The following is a 13,718-nucleotide window of genomic DNA, read 5'->3' on the forward strand; positions in this document are numbered from 1 at the left end:
CGATACTGTTCCTCGTGTCGGGTTCGGGCAGTCGCGCGAATCTCAGCGATAAGGATCTCGTCGAATCGGTTCTTCGGGAACTGAGCGAAGCGGCCGACAAGTGGGAAGCCCTCGTGGCGCAGGCCGAGGCGGTGACCTACAGCGTCGACCTGGGCGACGTGTACGCCGTGGCGAATTCCGACGGTCGCCTGATCAAACTGACCCTCCATCCCGGTGTGATGACCGGGTACGGCCACGGCGAGTTGGCCGACCGGCTGAACCTCGCGATCACTGCGCTGCGAGAAGAGGCCGAGGCCGAGAACCGGGCGAGTTACGGCGGCCCCCTGCACTGATGGCGCTTACGCGCTCATCGCGCGGGCTCGGTTGACGGGCCCCCCCGCGTTGGTCACACCGGTCGTCTCTCCGGGTGCTTGGTGCCCACCTCGTAGCGACACCGTGCGTTCGACGGGCCGGCGGCACCGCGCTGGATTTTGTCGCTGTGAGGCGGGCAAAGGATGGGTGCCGACTCCGAGCGACGCACGAGACAGAAGTGGCGCTCCGCGTGACCGGCACCCGCGGCTTCAGCCAAATCGCGCGCTCATCGCCCGGCGCCGGGAGGTCCCGCGAAAGCCTGCGCGATCTCCAGCCAGCGCCGCGCGTCGGCGCCCTGGGCCGTGATGTCCAGGGCGCTCAGCGGGCGCCGCTGGGTGACCAGGTAGCAGAAATCCTCCGCGGAGCCGCTGACCCGTTGCTCAGCCTCCGGCGGTCCCCAGGACCAAATGTCACCGCCGGGTCCGCGCAGTTCGACCAGGAACGGTTCGGCCGGGGGCGCGAGATTGTTGACGGCGAAGGCGAAGTCGCGGGTGCGGACCCCCAGATGCGCGATCGACCGTAGGCGGTCGGTCGCGGGCCGCGTGACGCGCAGCGCGTCGGCGACGTCGAGACCGTGCGCCCACGTCTCCATCAACCGCGCGGTGGCCATCGAGGCCGCACTCATCGATGGGCCGAACCACGGGAGTTTGCGGCCGGCGGTGACCCCGAGCAGCTCCTCGTGCAGCCGACGTCGCGTGGCGCGCCAGTCGGCGAGCAGCTCGGCCGGCGCCAGGGCCGCAAGTTCTTCGGCACCCTTGTCGACGAAGCCCGTCGGGTCGGCGGCCGCACCCGCCAGCACGTCGGCGAATCCGGGCTCGTCGGTCACCGCGATCAGGGCGACGCGGTCGGTCCACAACAGGTGTCCGATCTGGTGCGCGATGGTCCAGCCGGGCGCGGGCGTCGGGTCGGCCCAGCGCTCGGGCTGCAACGGCGCGACCAGGGCGTCGAGCGCCTCGCTCTCGGCGCGCAGGTCCTCGACCATCGGTGCGGGGCCGGTCATCGCTGCGCTCCCCTGCCGGCCGGGGACGTCGGACACCTCACGTCGTCACCCTAGCGATCATTCGCCTGCTCGCCGCGGCGACCGATGAAGCTGTGCACCGCGAGGCCGGCCAGGTAGAGCACCGAGCCGAACAGTGCGAACGCGGGCGCGTGTCCGTCACCGGGGATCAACATTCCGGCCACCGTGATCGCGACGATGAACGCCACCCAAAACAGCGCGTCCTGCACGGCGAACACATGCCCGCGAAGGGCGTCGTCGACATCCATCTGGATCGCCGTGTCAGCGCAGAGTTTGACCACCTGACCGGTGACGCCGAGGAGAAAGCCACACGCCACCATGACGGGGACCAGCAGCTGGGCGCCGGCGATCTCGATGATCGCCGAGGCCGCCAACGCGCCGTTTGCCGTGGCATAGCGCCCCCAGCGCCGGATCGCGGGCGGTGTCAGCAGGTTGGCCAAAAAGGCGCCCAAGCCCGCCGCGCCGAAGAACAGCAGCGCGGTCCCGAATCCCCCGCCATCGGCGTCGGGCATGTGATGGACCAGCAACAGGACCAGCAGCGAGTTGATGCCGACCACCATCCGGTGCGAGGCCAGCCCGGACAGCGTGGCGCCGACCGTCGGGCGCTGCGCCACCGTGCGCGCACCGTGCAGCCAGCCGGTGACCACCGCGTAGATGACCGGGCCGTGGATCGCGCGCCGGGTGTCGTCGGGGCCCAGCGCCCGCGCACCGAACCGCCACGACAACAGCAACGCGATCGCCACGGGAATCGCGGTGATGAAGACGATTGCCGAGGCGCCCTTGTCGCCGGCGCCGAAGACGAACCGCGGCACCAGCATGAAGTTTGCGCCGACGAACGCCGCGATGGCACCGACCGCGGTGGCCACCGAGTTCATCGTCACCACCTGCTCGCGCGGCACCACGTGGGGCAGCGACGCGGACAGCCCGGACCCGACGAATCGGGCTAAGCCGTTGGCGAACAACGCGCCCAGCAGCAGGGGCAGGTCGCCCGCCCGGACCGCCAGGATCGTGCCGATGGCGGCGATGAGGATCAAGCGGCCCGCGTTGGCTCCGACGAGCACGAGCCGGCGGTCCCACCTATCCATCAGTGCGCCGGCGAACGGCCCTAGCAGCGAGTAGGGCAGAAACAGGACCGTGAAGGCGCGCGCGATGGAAAGCGGATCGGCCGCGCGATCCGGGTTGAACAGCAGCGCTCCGGCCAGCGCCGCCTGAAACAGTCCGTCACCGAACTGGCTCGCCATGCGCACCTGCAGCAGCCGCCAGAAGTCTGGCAAACCGCGCACGGACCGCCAGATTTCGACGGGTGCGCTGGACTGCATCCGGGTTGGGATCACCGAAACCGACTTCCGCGATTGGGGCTGGCAAACTCGTGCGCTCAGAGCTGTCCCAACAACAGTACAAATCGCCGTGGCCCGCGGTCTCGATTGCCCTGGGCGACGATCGGCCGGATGCGATGATGGTGGGGTGCCGCCGCCGGAGGATCCAGAGGACTATGTCGCACCCGCCGCGCAACGGGTGCGCGCGGGCACTTTGCTGCTCGCCAACACCGACCTTCTCGAACCGACGTTTCGGCGCAGCGTGATCTACATCGTCGAGCACAACGATGGCGGCACGCTGGGTGTGGTGCTCAACCGCGCCAGCGAAACCGCGGTGTACAACGTGCTGCCCCAGTGGACCAACCTGGCGGCGAAGCCGAAGACGATGTTCATCGGGGGCCCGGTGAAGCGTGACGCCGCGCTGTGTCTGGCGACGTTGCGGGTCGGCGCCGATCCGCACGACGTGCCGGGCTTGCGGCATGTGGACGGCCGGGTGGTGATGGTCGATTTGGACGCCGACCCCGACGCGATCGCACCGCTGGTGGAGGGCGTGCGGATCTTCGCCGGGTACTCCGGCTGGACAATCGGTCAACTCGAAGGCGAGATCGAACGCGACGACTGGATTGTCTTGTCCGCCTTGCCATCCGACGTTCTCGTCGGGCCGAGGTCAGATTTGTGGGGTCACGTCCTGCGCCGGCAGCCGTTGCCGCTGTCGCTGCTCGCGACCCACCCGATCGACATCAGCCGAAACTAGGCCTCCCCAGCTAGAAGGTCAGTGGCACGACTGCGTGCAGCCGGCGCAGCTGCCCGCGCACGCGGGCGCCGCCGCTTCCTGGCGCAGCGCGAAACGCGCGCTCTGCCAGGAGCCCGCGGCCAGCGTCCCCAGCGCCCCCGCGACACACACGATCAGCACCACCAGTGCGGTGTGCGGGACCGCGGCCAGCGCCACCACACCACCGGCGCCCAGCATCACCGCGGCCGCCAACTGGGTGGGTGCCATGGCGCGCAACGCGAGCGCCGTGGCGCCGAAATTCCGATTGTGCGCAAGCGACCAGGTGCCGAACCCCGCCGAGGCCACCGCCGCACACATGCACAGCACGCCCGCAATCAGCATGGGCCCACAATACGAGCCGGGTTGGCCGCCCGCTCATCCGGCTCTGCGGGGTGGGTGCCGCCGGGCTCAGTGCTGGAGGAACGAAAAGTTCGGCAGCGGCGGCAAGCCGGGCACCATGGCCAGCAGGCTGGGCGTGTGCTGCTGGTTGGGCAGCGGTGTCTGCGCGGGGAGCCGGGCCGGGGCCGCGGGTGTCGTCTGGGCGAGCGGCACCAACGGGGCCGTGGCGGGGGCCGGGGCGACCGGAGCAACCGGAGCCGCCGGGGCGACGGGGGCCGCTGGGGTGGCCGGGGCAGCTGGAGCCGGAGCGGCCGGGGCGGTGGCGGGTGCCGGAGCGACGGGTGGCTGGGCGGGTCGCCCGACTGGGGAGGCGGCCGGGGCCTGCGCCGGCGCCGGGGCGGCCCCACCGGGGGCGGCGACCCGGAAACCGTTGATGATGGCGTCGGTCGCCGGGGCGTCGGCGACGCTGACCGCGCGGTCGGTGGTCACCGCGAGCGAGACGAGGTATTTGTCGGGTCCCGACGTGGCGATGACGTGGCGCCGGGACGTGTTCAGCGTCAGGTCCCCGTCGCGGTAGGTGCCCTCGACGATGGACGACGGGAAGCCCCCGAAGTCGGCCATCGAGGCATTGGTGGGCTGCCACGCCGGCAGCTTCTGGCTGTCGACGTAGCCGTGGGTGATCGCCTCTTTCGGATCGAAATCCCCGACCAGCTTGTACACCACCACCTGGGCGTTGGAGGAATAGATGCTGCTGCCGCGCCGATCGGCGATGACCGCGAACGCGTCGGGCACGTTAGGGTCGGGCACCTGGGTCCAGCGGGCGGGCACCGGCAGCGTGATGTCGAGCGCCTTGAAGTTCTGCGGCTTCTGCGCCTCGAGCTTGACGCCCTTCGACTGCAGGAATTCACGAATCGTGCCGGAGGTCGCGGGAACGGGAGCCGGGGCCGCGGCCGGGGCCGGAGCGGCAGCCGGGGCGGCCGCGGCGGGTGCCGTCGTTCCTGGAGTCCCGGCGGTGGCCGGCGGCGCCAGGGGAGTGGCCGCCTGCGGCGCGGCGAGGTATCTGCTCGGAGGCACCAGCTCGGGCCCGAGGTTCTGCGGCGCCTGCGCGGGGACCGTGGGAACCGGTGCCGGCGCCGGGGGCAACGGGTCCGCCGATGCGGTGCCGCTCGCAACAACCGCCAAACCCATCAGGCCGGCGACCATGCCGCCGAGAAGTGCCCGGTGGACGGGGACGATGTCAATCATCTGCGTCGGTCCTTCCCATGGCTCAAATACCAGAAGCCGTCGATAGTGGCCGACTGTAACTAGAGGTCAAAGGCGGTGACCAGGCCCGAAATACACCTGGGATGAACCCCTGATCGGCGCGCAACGGAACCGAGACCAACCTGTGGCCGGCGAACGGCCGTGTCGGCCCTTATACCCTGTTCAGGTGACCGAATCCCCGACCACTTCGACAGGCAGCGGCCCTGGCGCCGCCCAGCCGGACACCGACGCGCCGCCGCATCGTTACACCGCGGCGCTGGCGGCCCGGATCGAGGGCGCGTGGCAGGACAAATGGGCGAAGCTGGGGACGTTCAATGTGCCCAACCCCGTCGGATCGCTGGCGCCGGCAGACGGGTCTTCGGTCCCCGACGACAAGTTGTTCGTGCAGGACATGTTCCCCTACCCGTCGGGGGAGGGGCTGCACGTCGGCCACCCGCTGGGCTACATCGCGACGGATGTGTACGCCCGCTATTTCCGCATGACGGGCCGTAACGTGCTGCACGCGTTGGGGTTTGACGCATTCGGGCTGCCCGCCGAGCAGTACGCCGTCCAGACCGGCACCCACCCGCGCACCCGCACCGAGGCCAACGTCGTCAATTTCCGGCGCCAGCTGGGCCGCCTGGGGCTGGGCCACGACAGCCGACGCAGCTTCTCGACCACCGACGTCGAGTTCTACAAGTGGACGCAGTGGATCTTCCTGCAGATCTACAACGCGTGGTTCGACACCGCCGCCAACAAGGCGCGTCCCATCGCCGAGCTGGTCGCCGAATTCGATTCCGGGGCGCGCCGGCTCGAGGACGGGCGGGACTGGGCCGCTCTGTCGGCGGGGGAGCGGGCCGACGTGGTCGATAGTCACCGGCTGGTCTACCGGGCCGACTCGATGGTGAACTGGTGCCCCGGGCTGGGCACCGTGCTGGCCAACGAGGAGGTGACCGCCGACGGCCGCAGCGACCGCGGCAACTTCCCGGTGTTCCGGAAGCGGTTGCGGCAGTGGATGATGCGGATCACCGCCTATTCCGACCGGCTGCTCGACGACCTCGAACTGCTGGACTGGCCGGAGCCGGTCAAGGCCATGCAGCGCAACTGGATCGGCCGGTCCACCGGCGCGAAGGCGCTGTTCGCGGCGACCAGGGCAGATGGCGAGGCGGTCGACATCGAGGTGTTCACCACCCGGCCCGACACGCTGTTCGGCGCCACCTATCTGGTGCTGGCCCCCGAGCACGACCTGGTCGACGAGCTGGTCGCCGCCGCCTGGCCCGACGGGACCGACCCGCGTTGGACGTATCGCGCCGCGACGCCCGGCGAAGCCGTCGCCGCCTACCGCAAGGCCATCGCCTCGAAGTCGGACCTCGAGCGCCAGGAGAGCAAGGCGAAGACCGGCGTCTTTTTGGGCAGCTACGCAACCAACCCCACCAACGGCAAACCCGTGCCGATCTTCATCGCCGACTACGTGCTGGCCGGGTACGGGACCGGGGCCATCATGGCCGTCCCCGGCCACGACCAGCGGGACTGGGACTTCGCCCACGAGTTCGGCCTGCCCATCGTGGAAGTCATTGCCGGCGGGGATATTTCGGAAGCGGCCTACGCCGGTGACGGGGTGCTGGTCAACTCCGGCTACCTCGACGGCCTGGACGTGGCTGCCGCCAAGGAAAAGATCACCGCCCGCCTGGAGTCCGAAGGCCGGGGCCAGGCCCGCATCGAATTCAAGTTGCGCGACTGGCTTTTCGCCCGCCAGCGGTACTGGGGTGAACCGTTCCCGATCGTCTACGACGCCGACGGACGCGCGCACGCACTCGACGAAGCCGCGCTGCCGGTCGAGCTGCCCGACGTGCCGGACTACTCGCCCGTGCTGTTCGACCCCGACGACGCCGACAGCGAGCCCTCGCCGCCGCTGGCCAAGGCCACGGAATGGGTGCACGTCGAGCTGGATCTCGGCGACGGCCTCAAGCCCTACACCCGCGACACCAACGTGATGCCGCAGTGGGCCGGCAGCTCCTGGTACGAACTGCGCTACACCGACCCGCACAACTCGGAACGGTTCTGCGCCAAGGAGAATGAGGCCTACTGGATGGGCCCGCGGCCGGCCGAGCACGGCCCGCAGGATCCCGGCGGCGTCGACCTGTACGTCGGCGGCGCCGAACACGCCGTGCTGCACCTGCTCTATGCGCGGTTCTGGCACAAGGTTCTCTACGACCTGGGACACGTCAGCTCGCGGGAGCCCTACCGCCGGCTGGTCAACCAGGGCTACATCCAGGCCTTCGCCTACACGGACGCCCGAGGGTCGTACGTGCCGGCCGAAGAGGTGGTCGAGCGGGACGGCCGTTTCGTCTACCCGGGACCCGGGGGAGAGGTCGAAGTCTTTCAGGAGTTCGGCAAAATCGGTAAGAGCCTCAAGAATTCGATCTCGCCCGACGAGATCTGCGACGACTACGGCGCCGACACGCTGCGGGTCTACGAGATGTCGATGGGACCGCTGGAGGCCTCCCGGCCCTGGGCGACCAAGGACGTCGTCGGGGCCCACCGATTCCTGCAGCGCGTATGGCGGCTGGTGGTCGACGAACAGACCGGTGAGACGCGGGTGCTCGACGGGCCCGCGCAGGAGCTCGCCACCGGCACCCTGCGGATGCTGCACCGCACAATCGCCGGAGTCGCGGAAGACTATGCCGCACTGCGCAATAACACGGCCGCGGCCAAGCTGATCGAATACACCAACCACCTCACCAAGGAGCACCGTGAGGCGGTGCCCCGCGCGGCGGTCGAGCCGCTGGTGTTGATGCTGGCGCCCCTGGCTCCGCACCTAGCCGAGGAATTGTGGTTGCGGCTGGGTCACACCACCTCGCTGGCGCACGGGCCGTTCCCGGTGGCCGACCCCGCGTACCTCGTCGACGACACGGTGGAATACCCGGTGCAGGTGAACGGCAAGGTCCGTGGACGCGTGACGGTGGCAGCCGACGCCGACCAGGACACGTTGAAGGCCGCCGCGCTGGCCGACGAGAAGGTTCAGGCGTTCCTGGCGGGCACGAACCCGCGCAAGGTGATCGTGGTGCCCGGCCGGCTGGTCAACCTCGTCGTGTAACGCCGCTACCGACCGGCCGGCCGAAGCATCACCTCGTGGACGTGCCCGTCGGGTGGGGTGGCCACCACGTTGGCGACCGCGGCCGCAACGGTTTCCGGCTTCAAGAACTTGGCGGGATCGTAGCTTCCGCCTTCGAATTCGATGAGTTCGCGTTGCATGTCGGTGTCGGTGCGGCCCGGATAGACCGTGGTGACGCGCAAGTCCGGCTCGTCGTTGCGCAGGGAGTCCGCGAAGGCGCGGACGGCGAACTTGCTGGCCGAATAGGAGGCCATGCCGGGCGAGACGTTGCGGCCCGCTCCGGAGTTGATGAAGATGACCTGGCCACGGGCGCGTCGCAGCGCGGGCAACAGCGCCAGCGTGAGTTCCACCGGCCCAAAGACGTTGACGGCGAAGGTGGCACGCCACTCGTCGACGTGGGAATCGGCGACGTTCCCGGGGATCGACAGTCCCGCGTTGTGCACGAGCACGTCGAGTTCGTCCACGATTTCGCAGGCGGCCTCGATGTCGCCCCCGTCGGTCAGGTCCAGTGGAAAGGTGGTGGCATCGAGTCGCTCCGCGACCCCGTCGAGGCGATCGGATGGACGGCCGGCCAGCAGCAGGGTGTGCGTCGGCGCCAGCGCCGTCGCGATCGCCGTACCGATCCCGCGTCCGGCGCCGGTGATGAGTGCAGTGGGCATGTGGGAAAGTCTACCCAGACCGGAACGGCAGGCGAAAAGCGTTGAACGCCAGCAGCTTTCAGGCTTCCTGGCGGGCGGGCGGCACCCCGGCCGGCCCGGATGTGGGATCGCCGGAGGCTAACCGCTCCAGCGGTGCCAGCGCCTTCATCAGGGTGTCGAGGTCATCGGTGGGGAGCTGGCTGAGCATCGCGGCCAGGGCCGCGCGGCGGTTGGCCAGCGACTCACCGTGGACGGCTCGCCCGCGCGGGGTGATGTCGACCAGGACCGCCCGCAGGTCGGACGGGTCGCGGGAACGCTTGACCAACCCCACCTTCTCGAGTCGCCGGATCGCCACGGTCGTGGTGGGGGTCCGCACCCGTTCGTGTGCCGCCAGATCGGTCATCCGGATCGGCCCCTGATCGAGCAGGGTGACCAGGATCGACAGCTGCGCGAGGGTCAGTTCCCCGGCGGCGGCCCCGCTGGGGTCCCCACGCCGGAGCATGGCAAACAATTTGGACAGCGCACGGTGCAAACCTTCGGCGAGCTCGGCAACCTCGGCCGGGTTCGATTCGCTGTCTGCCATAAATCGGGAGTCTAACCCGTTATCAGATGCTTACAAGGTAGCTATTGCCCATTAGGCGGTGGGGATCAAAGCACTTGGGACAAAAACCGCTGCAGCCGTTCGGTCTCGGCGGCTTCGAATATCTGCTCGGGCGGACCCGATTCCACGACCTTGCCGTGATCCATGAAAACCACCGCGTCGGATGCCGACCGGGCGAAACCCATTTCGTGGGTTACGACAACCATTGTCATGCCGTCGGCACCGAGGTCGGCAATGAGTTCCAAAATTCCCTTGACCATTTCGGGATCCAGCGCCGAGGTCGCCTCGTCGAAAAACATCACCTGCGGCGACATCGCCAGGGCGCGGGCGATCGCCACCCGCTGCTGTTGGCCTCCCGATAGCATGCCGGGGCGGGAACCGGCCTTGTGTTTCAGGCCAACTCGGTCCAGCTGCGTCAGCGCCAAGTCGCGCGCCCGGTCGGCGGGCAGACGCCGCAACTTGCGCGGTGCCAGGGCCACGTTGTCCAGTACGGTGCGGTGCGGGAAGAGATTGAAATGCTGGAACACCATGCCGATGCGCTGGCGTAGCTGGTCGGGATCGTCTTTCAACACCGACCTGCCGTCGAGCAGGATGTCGCCGCTGTCCGGCTCATGCAAGCGGTTGAGCGTGCGCAGCAGCGTCGACTTGCCCGAGCCGGACGGCCCGATGACCGCCACCGTGCTGCCGGCGGGGACGTCGATATCGACGCCGCGAAGCACCGCGGTGCCGTCCAGTGTTTTGTGAATACCGTTGCACGCCAAAGAGACTGGCGAACGGGCGACGACGCTGGAACTCACGTGATCTCCTGGCCGAACGTCGAGGTGAGCATGTCGGGCCGGTCCTCGGGGTCGACCGCGGCGCGACCGCGGCGCAGCCGAGCGTCGATGTAGTTCACCAAATGCGTTAACGGCACAGTCAATATCAGGTAGAAGGCGCCGGCGGCGACGAGCGGCGACAGGTTGCCGGTCTGCGCGTTGAGGTCGCGGCCCACCTGGAACAGCTCCCGCTGGTCGGCGACCAGGCCCAGGAAGTACACCAGCGCAGAGGCTTTCAGCAACGCGATGAATTGATTGACCAGCGCCGGCAGCACCCGTCGCACGCCCTGGGGCACCACCACCAACCGCATCGCCACCGGATAGCTGAACCCCAGCGCGCGGGACGCTTCCAACTGGCCGGGATCGACGCTCTGGATCCCCGAGCGCAGGATTTCGCCGATGTAGGCGGCGGCCATCATCCCCAACGCGGCAACGCCGATCGGATACGGGTTGTTGTTGGTCAGCCCGCCCACTATCGGCCCGACACCGAGCCCGATGATCAGGATGATCACCACTTCCGGGAGCCCCCGGAAAACGTCGGTGTACACGCGCGCCGGCCAGCGCAGCCACCGCGACTGTGATATCCCGGCGATGGCCAGCAGCATGCCCAGCGTCAGCCCGATCGCGCTGGCGCTGCTGGTCAGGATCAACGTGTTGGGCAGCCCCGTGCTGAACAGAGCGGGAATGGCCTGCCGGTACATCTCCCAGTCGAAGAACGAGTCACGCAACTGCGCAAGCGTCGACTTGGGCGCGGCCGGGCCCACGTTCTTGTGGTGTTGACTCGCCGCGATGGCGGCGAAATCCGGCAGGACCGGCGGGGGCGCGGCCAGCGATCCGGGCTTCCAGCCCGGCGGCAGGGTGCGGGGAACCCACTGCGAGTACAGGTTTGACCAGGTGCCGTCGGCGATCACGGCGTCGAGCCCGGAATTCAGTGCGTCCACCAAAGGCTTGTTGTCCTTGGCCACCGCGTACGCCACGAAGCCCTCGTTGCTGAAGGCGTGCGCCACGATCACCGCCGGATCGCCCCGCTGGATCGTGCTGGCCGCCTCCCCGGCCGGCGCCACCCACGCGTCGATCTGGCGCGTCTTGAGGCTGGCATACACCGTGGCGAAGTCGGGGTACTTCACCGGCTGCAAATGCAGATTGTCGACGACGTAGGACTCTTCGACGGTGCCCTGCACGACGCCGATGCGCTGCCGCGCGGTCAGATTGCTGAAGTCTTTTATGGCGGAGCCGGGGGGCACCACCAGCGAGTAGTAGCCGAAGTCGTAGCCGTTGGTGAAGGCGACGGTCCGGCGGCGCTCCTCGGTGGCCTTGATCGACGAGGACCCGACGTCGAAGCGGTGCGTCGCCACCTGTGCGAGCAGCCCGGCGAAATCCGTGCCGACGAAACGGACTTGAAGACCGAGCTTGCGGGCGATCGCCCGCAGCAGCTGGTTGTCGAACCCGCTGTACTGGCCGGTGGGGGTGATGCAGATGTGGGGCGGAGCGCCCGAGAGGGTGCCGACGGTCAACACCCCCGGCGTGCCCAAACCCAGGGTGTCGACGTTCACCGAACTCAACGGCTCGACGCCGGGCGTGGTGTGCTCGTCGGGCCGGCCCATGGCGCCACTATGGGCCAGTTCCTCCGGCAACACGGCCGCGCTCTTCGGGCCGGCGGGCGCGCATTGGTTCCGGTCGGCCGCCGCGGGACCGGCCAGCGTGATCGACGTCGACCCCCACACCACCAGCAATGTCGAGGCCAGTGCGAACAGCTTGGCAAGGCGCGTGGCGCGCCGGCGCACGGGCAAACTCATCACTGCCACCGTATCGACCCGGCGGCGGCACGGCCCGGACAGCGCCGGTTCTACAGCGCCAACGACGCTTCGGCCGAGATCGCCTCGCCGCCGGTAATCACTTGAAGGGGGCCGGCAGCCACGCGTCCGATGTCGTCGGACGGCGTGAAGACCCTGCGCCGAACCAGCTCGGCAAGCATGGTCTGGGCCATCAGGTAGGAGCGGTCGACGCAGGCCGCCCGCGCGGCGTCGGGATCGCGGCGGTGTATCGCGGAGTTCTCGTCCTCGTAGAACGGCAGTATTTCCTCGCGTCCGCCCTGATAGGTCGTCCAGAACAGGCGGGGGATGAGGTTTTGCGAGGCGCGGATCGTCGCGTGCAGCCGCGGCCCGGCGTACTCGTCGTTGACGGTGCGCCGATATTCGGCGGCGATATCGCTGAACGCGCGCGCATCCTTGGCGGCGCGCAGCGAGCGCATGAGGGTGTCGAGCTGCCCCAGGATCCGCGGGGTGGGGTTGGTCGCCGCGCGTGCGGACGCGATCCCGTTGAGCAGCCCGTCCAGTTCGTGGTGCTCGAGGACGGTGGCTTCATCGAAACGCTCGACAAAGGCGCCGCGGTGGTACCGGGTGGACACAATGCCGTCGTGCTCGAGTTGGACCAGTGCCTCCTGAATGGGGACCCGGCTGACTCCCAAGCCCAGCGCAATTTCGTTGCGGTCGACGCGGTCCCCGCTGCGCAGCTTGCCGGTCAACAACAGGTGGAGGATGTGCGAAACAACCAGGTCCTTTTCTTTGACCCCGTATTTCTTCGGCATCTTTTTGTCGAATCTCTTTCGCGCCGGTTCGGCCATCTGGCGCTGAGAGTTTCTCACGAATTGACGCGCGCGTTCACGAGTTTGGCGAATGAACCCGGAGCAAAGCCGGCGGCCGCCCATTCAGCGGTTATTGCGCCACTTGCATAACGCTTCGGCGTCGCTCAGGTCGTAACCCGGGCCGTCGCATCCCACGGTCAGCAGTGTGACGCCGAGGCCGACCAGCGTTTCGGCGTTCGCCAGCAGTTCGCCGCCGTTTTTCACGGCCGCCGAGCGTTCGATGCCGGCCGGATCGCGACCGACGTCGGCGCAGTGGCGCGCCAGGACCTCCGACTTGGCCGGGAACTCGTCGGCGGCGGTGAAGCTGTGCCAGATGTGCGCGTGTTCGGCGACCAGTCGCAGCGTCTTACGTTCGCCCCCGCCGCCGATCAGGATCGGGATCTCCCGGGTGGGCGCCGGGTTCAGCTTGGCCAGCCGGCTTTTGATCCGGGGGAGCGCGGTCGCCAGGTCGTCGAGGCGACTGCCGGCGGTGCCGAATTCGTAGCCGTACTCGTCGTAGTCCTTTTGCTTCCACCCCGAACCGATGCCCAGGATCAGTCGCCCGTCGGAGATGTGGTCGACGGTGCGGGCCATATCGGCGAGCAGTTCCGGGTTGCGGTACGAGTTACATGTCACCAGCGCACCAATCTGAATGCGCGACGTCTGCTCGGCCCAAGCCCCGAGCATCGTCCAGCATTCGAAATGCGCGCCGTCCGGATCGCCGTAGAGCGGGAAGAAATGGTCCCAGTTGAAGGCGATGTCCACGCCGATGTCCTCGCACCGGCGCACGGCGTCGCGGATCTGACCGTACTGCGGAGCGTGTTGGGGTTGTAGCTGCACACCGATACGAACAGGAAGCTCAGAAGTCATGGCTCCACCGTAAGCCCC

13 protein-coding genes are annotated in these 13,718 nt (G+C 68.5%); 3 read left to right on the plus strand and 10 right to left on the minus strand.

Going from position 1 to position 13,718, the window contains the following annotated elements:
- Nucleotides 1-5: 5 nt before the first annotated feature.
- Nucleotides 6-332 carry a DUF2710 family protein gene (locus W7U_RS21635; protein WP_170320646.1) on the plus strand — a complete coding sequence of 109 codons (327 nt, stop codon included), beginning with the start codon at nt 6-8 and terminating at the stop codon, nt 330-332.
- A gap of 245 nt (nt 333-577) precedes the next feature.
- Here W7U_RS21635 and W7U_RS21640 read toward each other — a convergent pair whose 3' ends face one another.
- Nucleotides 578-1,351, minus strand: coding sequence for a TIGR03084 family metal-binding protein (locus W7U_RS21640; protein ID WP_008262612.1), 774 nt, complete (start codon nt 1,349-1,351; stop codon nt 578-580).
- Nucleotides 1,352-1,401: 50 nt separating this feature from the next.
- A complete protein-coding gene (locus tag W7U_RS21645) occupies nt 1,402-2,688 on the minus strand; it encodes an MFS transporter (protein ID WP_008262617.1) in 1,287 nt (428 codons plus the stop codon).
- 145 nt (nt 2,689-2,833) lie between these two features.
- Between W7U_RS21645 and W7U_RS21650 the strand changes: the two genes are divergently transcribed.
- The gene (locus tag W7U_RS21650) at nt 2,834-3,439 is read left to right on the plus strand and encodes a YqgE/AlgH family protein (protein ID WP_008262619.1); all 606 of its coding nucleotides are present in this window, start codon (nt 2,834-2,836) and stop codon (nt 3,437-3,439) included.
- Nucleotides 3,440-3,457: 18 nt separating this feature from the next.
- Here the strand turns inward: W7U_RS21650 and W7U_RS21655 are convergent, their stop codons facing one another.
- Both W7U_RS21655 and W7U_RS21660 read right to left on the minus strand, forming a co-directional pair.
- On the minus strand, nt 3,458-3,799 hold the full coding sequence (locus tag W7U_RS21655; RefSeq protein ID WP_008262622.1) for a hypothetical protein: 342 nt from the start codon (nt 3,797-3,799) through the stop codon (nt 3,458-3,460).
- Nucleotides 3,800-3,865: 66 nt separating this feature from the next.
- Nucleotides 3,866-5,041: an LpqN/LpqT family lipoprotein gene (locus W7U_RS21660; protein WP_008262626.1), complete on the minus strand. Its 1,176-nt coding sequence runs from the start codon at nt 5,039-5,041 to the stop codon at nt 3,866-3,868.
- Nucleotides 5,042-5,225: 184 nt separating this feature from the next.
- Here W7U_RS21660 and leuS point away from each other — a divergent pair, with 184 nt between their 5' ends.
- Nucleotides 5,226-8,135, plus strand: a complete 2,910-nt coding sequence (leuS, locus tag W7U_RS21665) for a leucine--tRNA ligase (RefSeq protein ID WP_008262628.1) — start codon at nt 5,226-5,228, stop codon at nt 8,133-8,135.
- Between the two features lie 5 nt (nt 8,136-8,140).
- On the opposite strand, the gene W7U_RS21670 is transcribed toward leuS, so the two are convergent.
- The 6 genes from W7U_RS21670 to W7U_RS21695 form a co-directional block, all read right to left on the minus strand.
- Complete coding sequence (locus tag W7U_RS21670) at nt 8,141-8,812, minus strand: SDR family oxidoreductase (RefSeq protein ID WP_008262630.1); 672 nt, start codon at nt 8,810-8,812, stop codon at nt 8,141-8,143.
- A gap of 58 nt (nt 8,813-8,870) precedes the next feature.
- On the minus strand, nt 8,871-9,374 hold the full coding sequence (locus W7U_RS21675; protein WP_008262632.1) for a MarR family transcriptional regulator: 504 nt from the start codon (nt 9,372-9,374) through the stop codon (nt 8,871-8,873).
- A 65-nt stretch (nt 9,375-9,439) separates the two neighbouring features.
- Nucleotides 9,440-10,189 carry an amino acid ABC transporter ATP-binding protein gene (locus tag W7U_RS21680; protein ID WP_008262634.1) on the minus strand — a complete coding sequence of 250 codons (750 nt, stop codon included), beginning with the start codon at nt 10,187-10,189 and terminating at the stop codon, nt 9,440-9,442.
- A complete protein-coding gene (locus tag W7U_RS21685) occupies nt 10,186-12,003 on the minus strand; it encodes an ABC transporter substrate-binding protein/permease (RefSeq protein ID WP_008262636.1) in 1,818 nt (605 codons plus the stop codon). Before W7U_RS21685 ends, W7U_RS21680 begins: the two co-directional genes overlap by 4 nt.
- Nucleotides 12,004-12,053: 50 nt before the next feature.
- Nucleotides 12,054-12,794, minus strand: a complete 741-nt coding sequence (locus tag W7U_RS21690) for a GntR family transcriptional regulator (protein WP_008262639.1) — start codon at nt 12,792-12,794, stop codon at nt 12,054-12,056.
- 120 nt (nt 12,795-12,914) lie between these two features.
- Complete coding sequence (locus W7U_RS21695) at nt 12,915-13,700, minus strand: LLM class F420-dependent oxidoreductase (protein WP_014378767.1); 786 nt, start codon at nt 13,698-13,700, stop codon at nt 12,915-12,917.
- Nucleotides 13,701-13,718: the final 18 nt, after the last annotated feature.

Origin of the sequence: Mycobacterium sp. H4Y, from assembly GCF_000364405.1 — a bacterium.
Lineage (GTDB): Bacteria > Actinomycetota > Actinomycetes > Mycobacteriales > Mycobacteriaceae > Mycobacterium > Mycobacterium intracellulare.

Bases quoted from the DNA above. Each gene is read 5' to 3' on its own strand.
- W7U_RS21640 (WP_008262612.1), bottom strand. From the start codon at position 1,351: ATGACCGGCCCCGCACCGATGGTCGAGGACCTGCGCGCCGAGAGCGAG.
- W7U_RS21645 (WP_008262617.1), bottom strand. From the start codon at position 2,688: ATGCAGTCCAGCGCACCCGTCGAAATCTGGCGGTCCGTGCGCGGTTTG.
- W7U_RS21655 (WP_008262622.1), bottom strand. From the start codon at position 3,799: ATGCTGATTGCGGGCGTGCTGTGCATGTGTGCGGCGGTGGCCTCGGCG.
- W7U_RS21660 (WP_008262626.1), bottom strand. From the start codon at position 5,041: ATGATTGACATCGTCCCCGTCCACCGGGCACTTCTCGGCGGCATGGTC.
- W7U_RS21670 (WP_008262630.1), bottom strand. From the start codon at position 8,812: ATGCCCACTGCACTCATCACCGGCGCCGGACGCGGGATCGGTACGGCG.
- W7U_RS21675 (WP_008262632.1), bottom strand. From the start codon at position 9,374: ATGGCAGACAGCGAATCGAACCCGGCCGAGGTTGCCGAGCTCGCCGAA.
- W7U_RS21685 (WP_008262636.1), bottom strand. From the start codon at position 12,003: ATGAGTTTGCCCGTGCGCCGGCGCGCCACGCGCCTTGCCAAGCTGTTC.
- W7U_RS21690 (WP_008262639.1), bottom strand. From the start codon at position 12,794: ATGCCGAAGAAATACGGGGTCAAAGAAAAGGACCTGGTTGTTTCGCAC.
- W7U_RS21695 (WP_014378767.1), bottom strand. From the start codon at position 13,700: ATGACTTCTGAGCTTCCTGTTCGTATCGGTGTGCAGCTACAACCCCAA.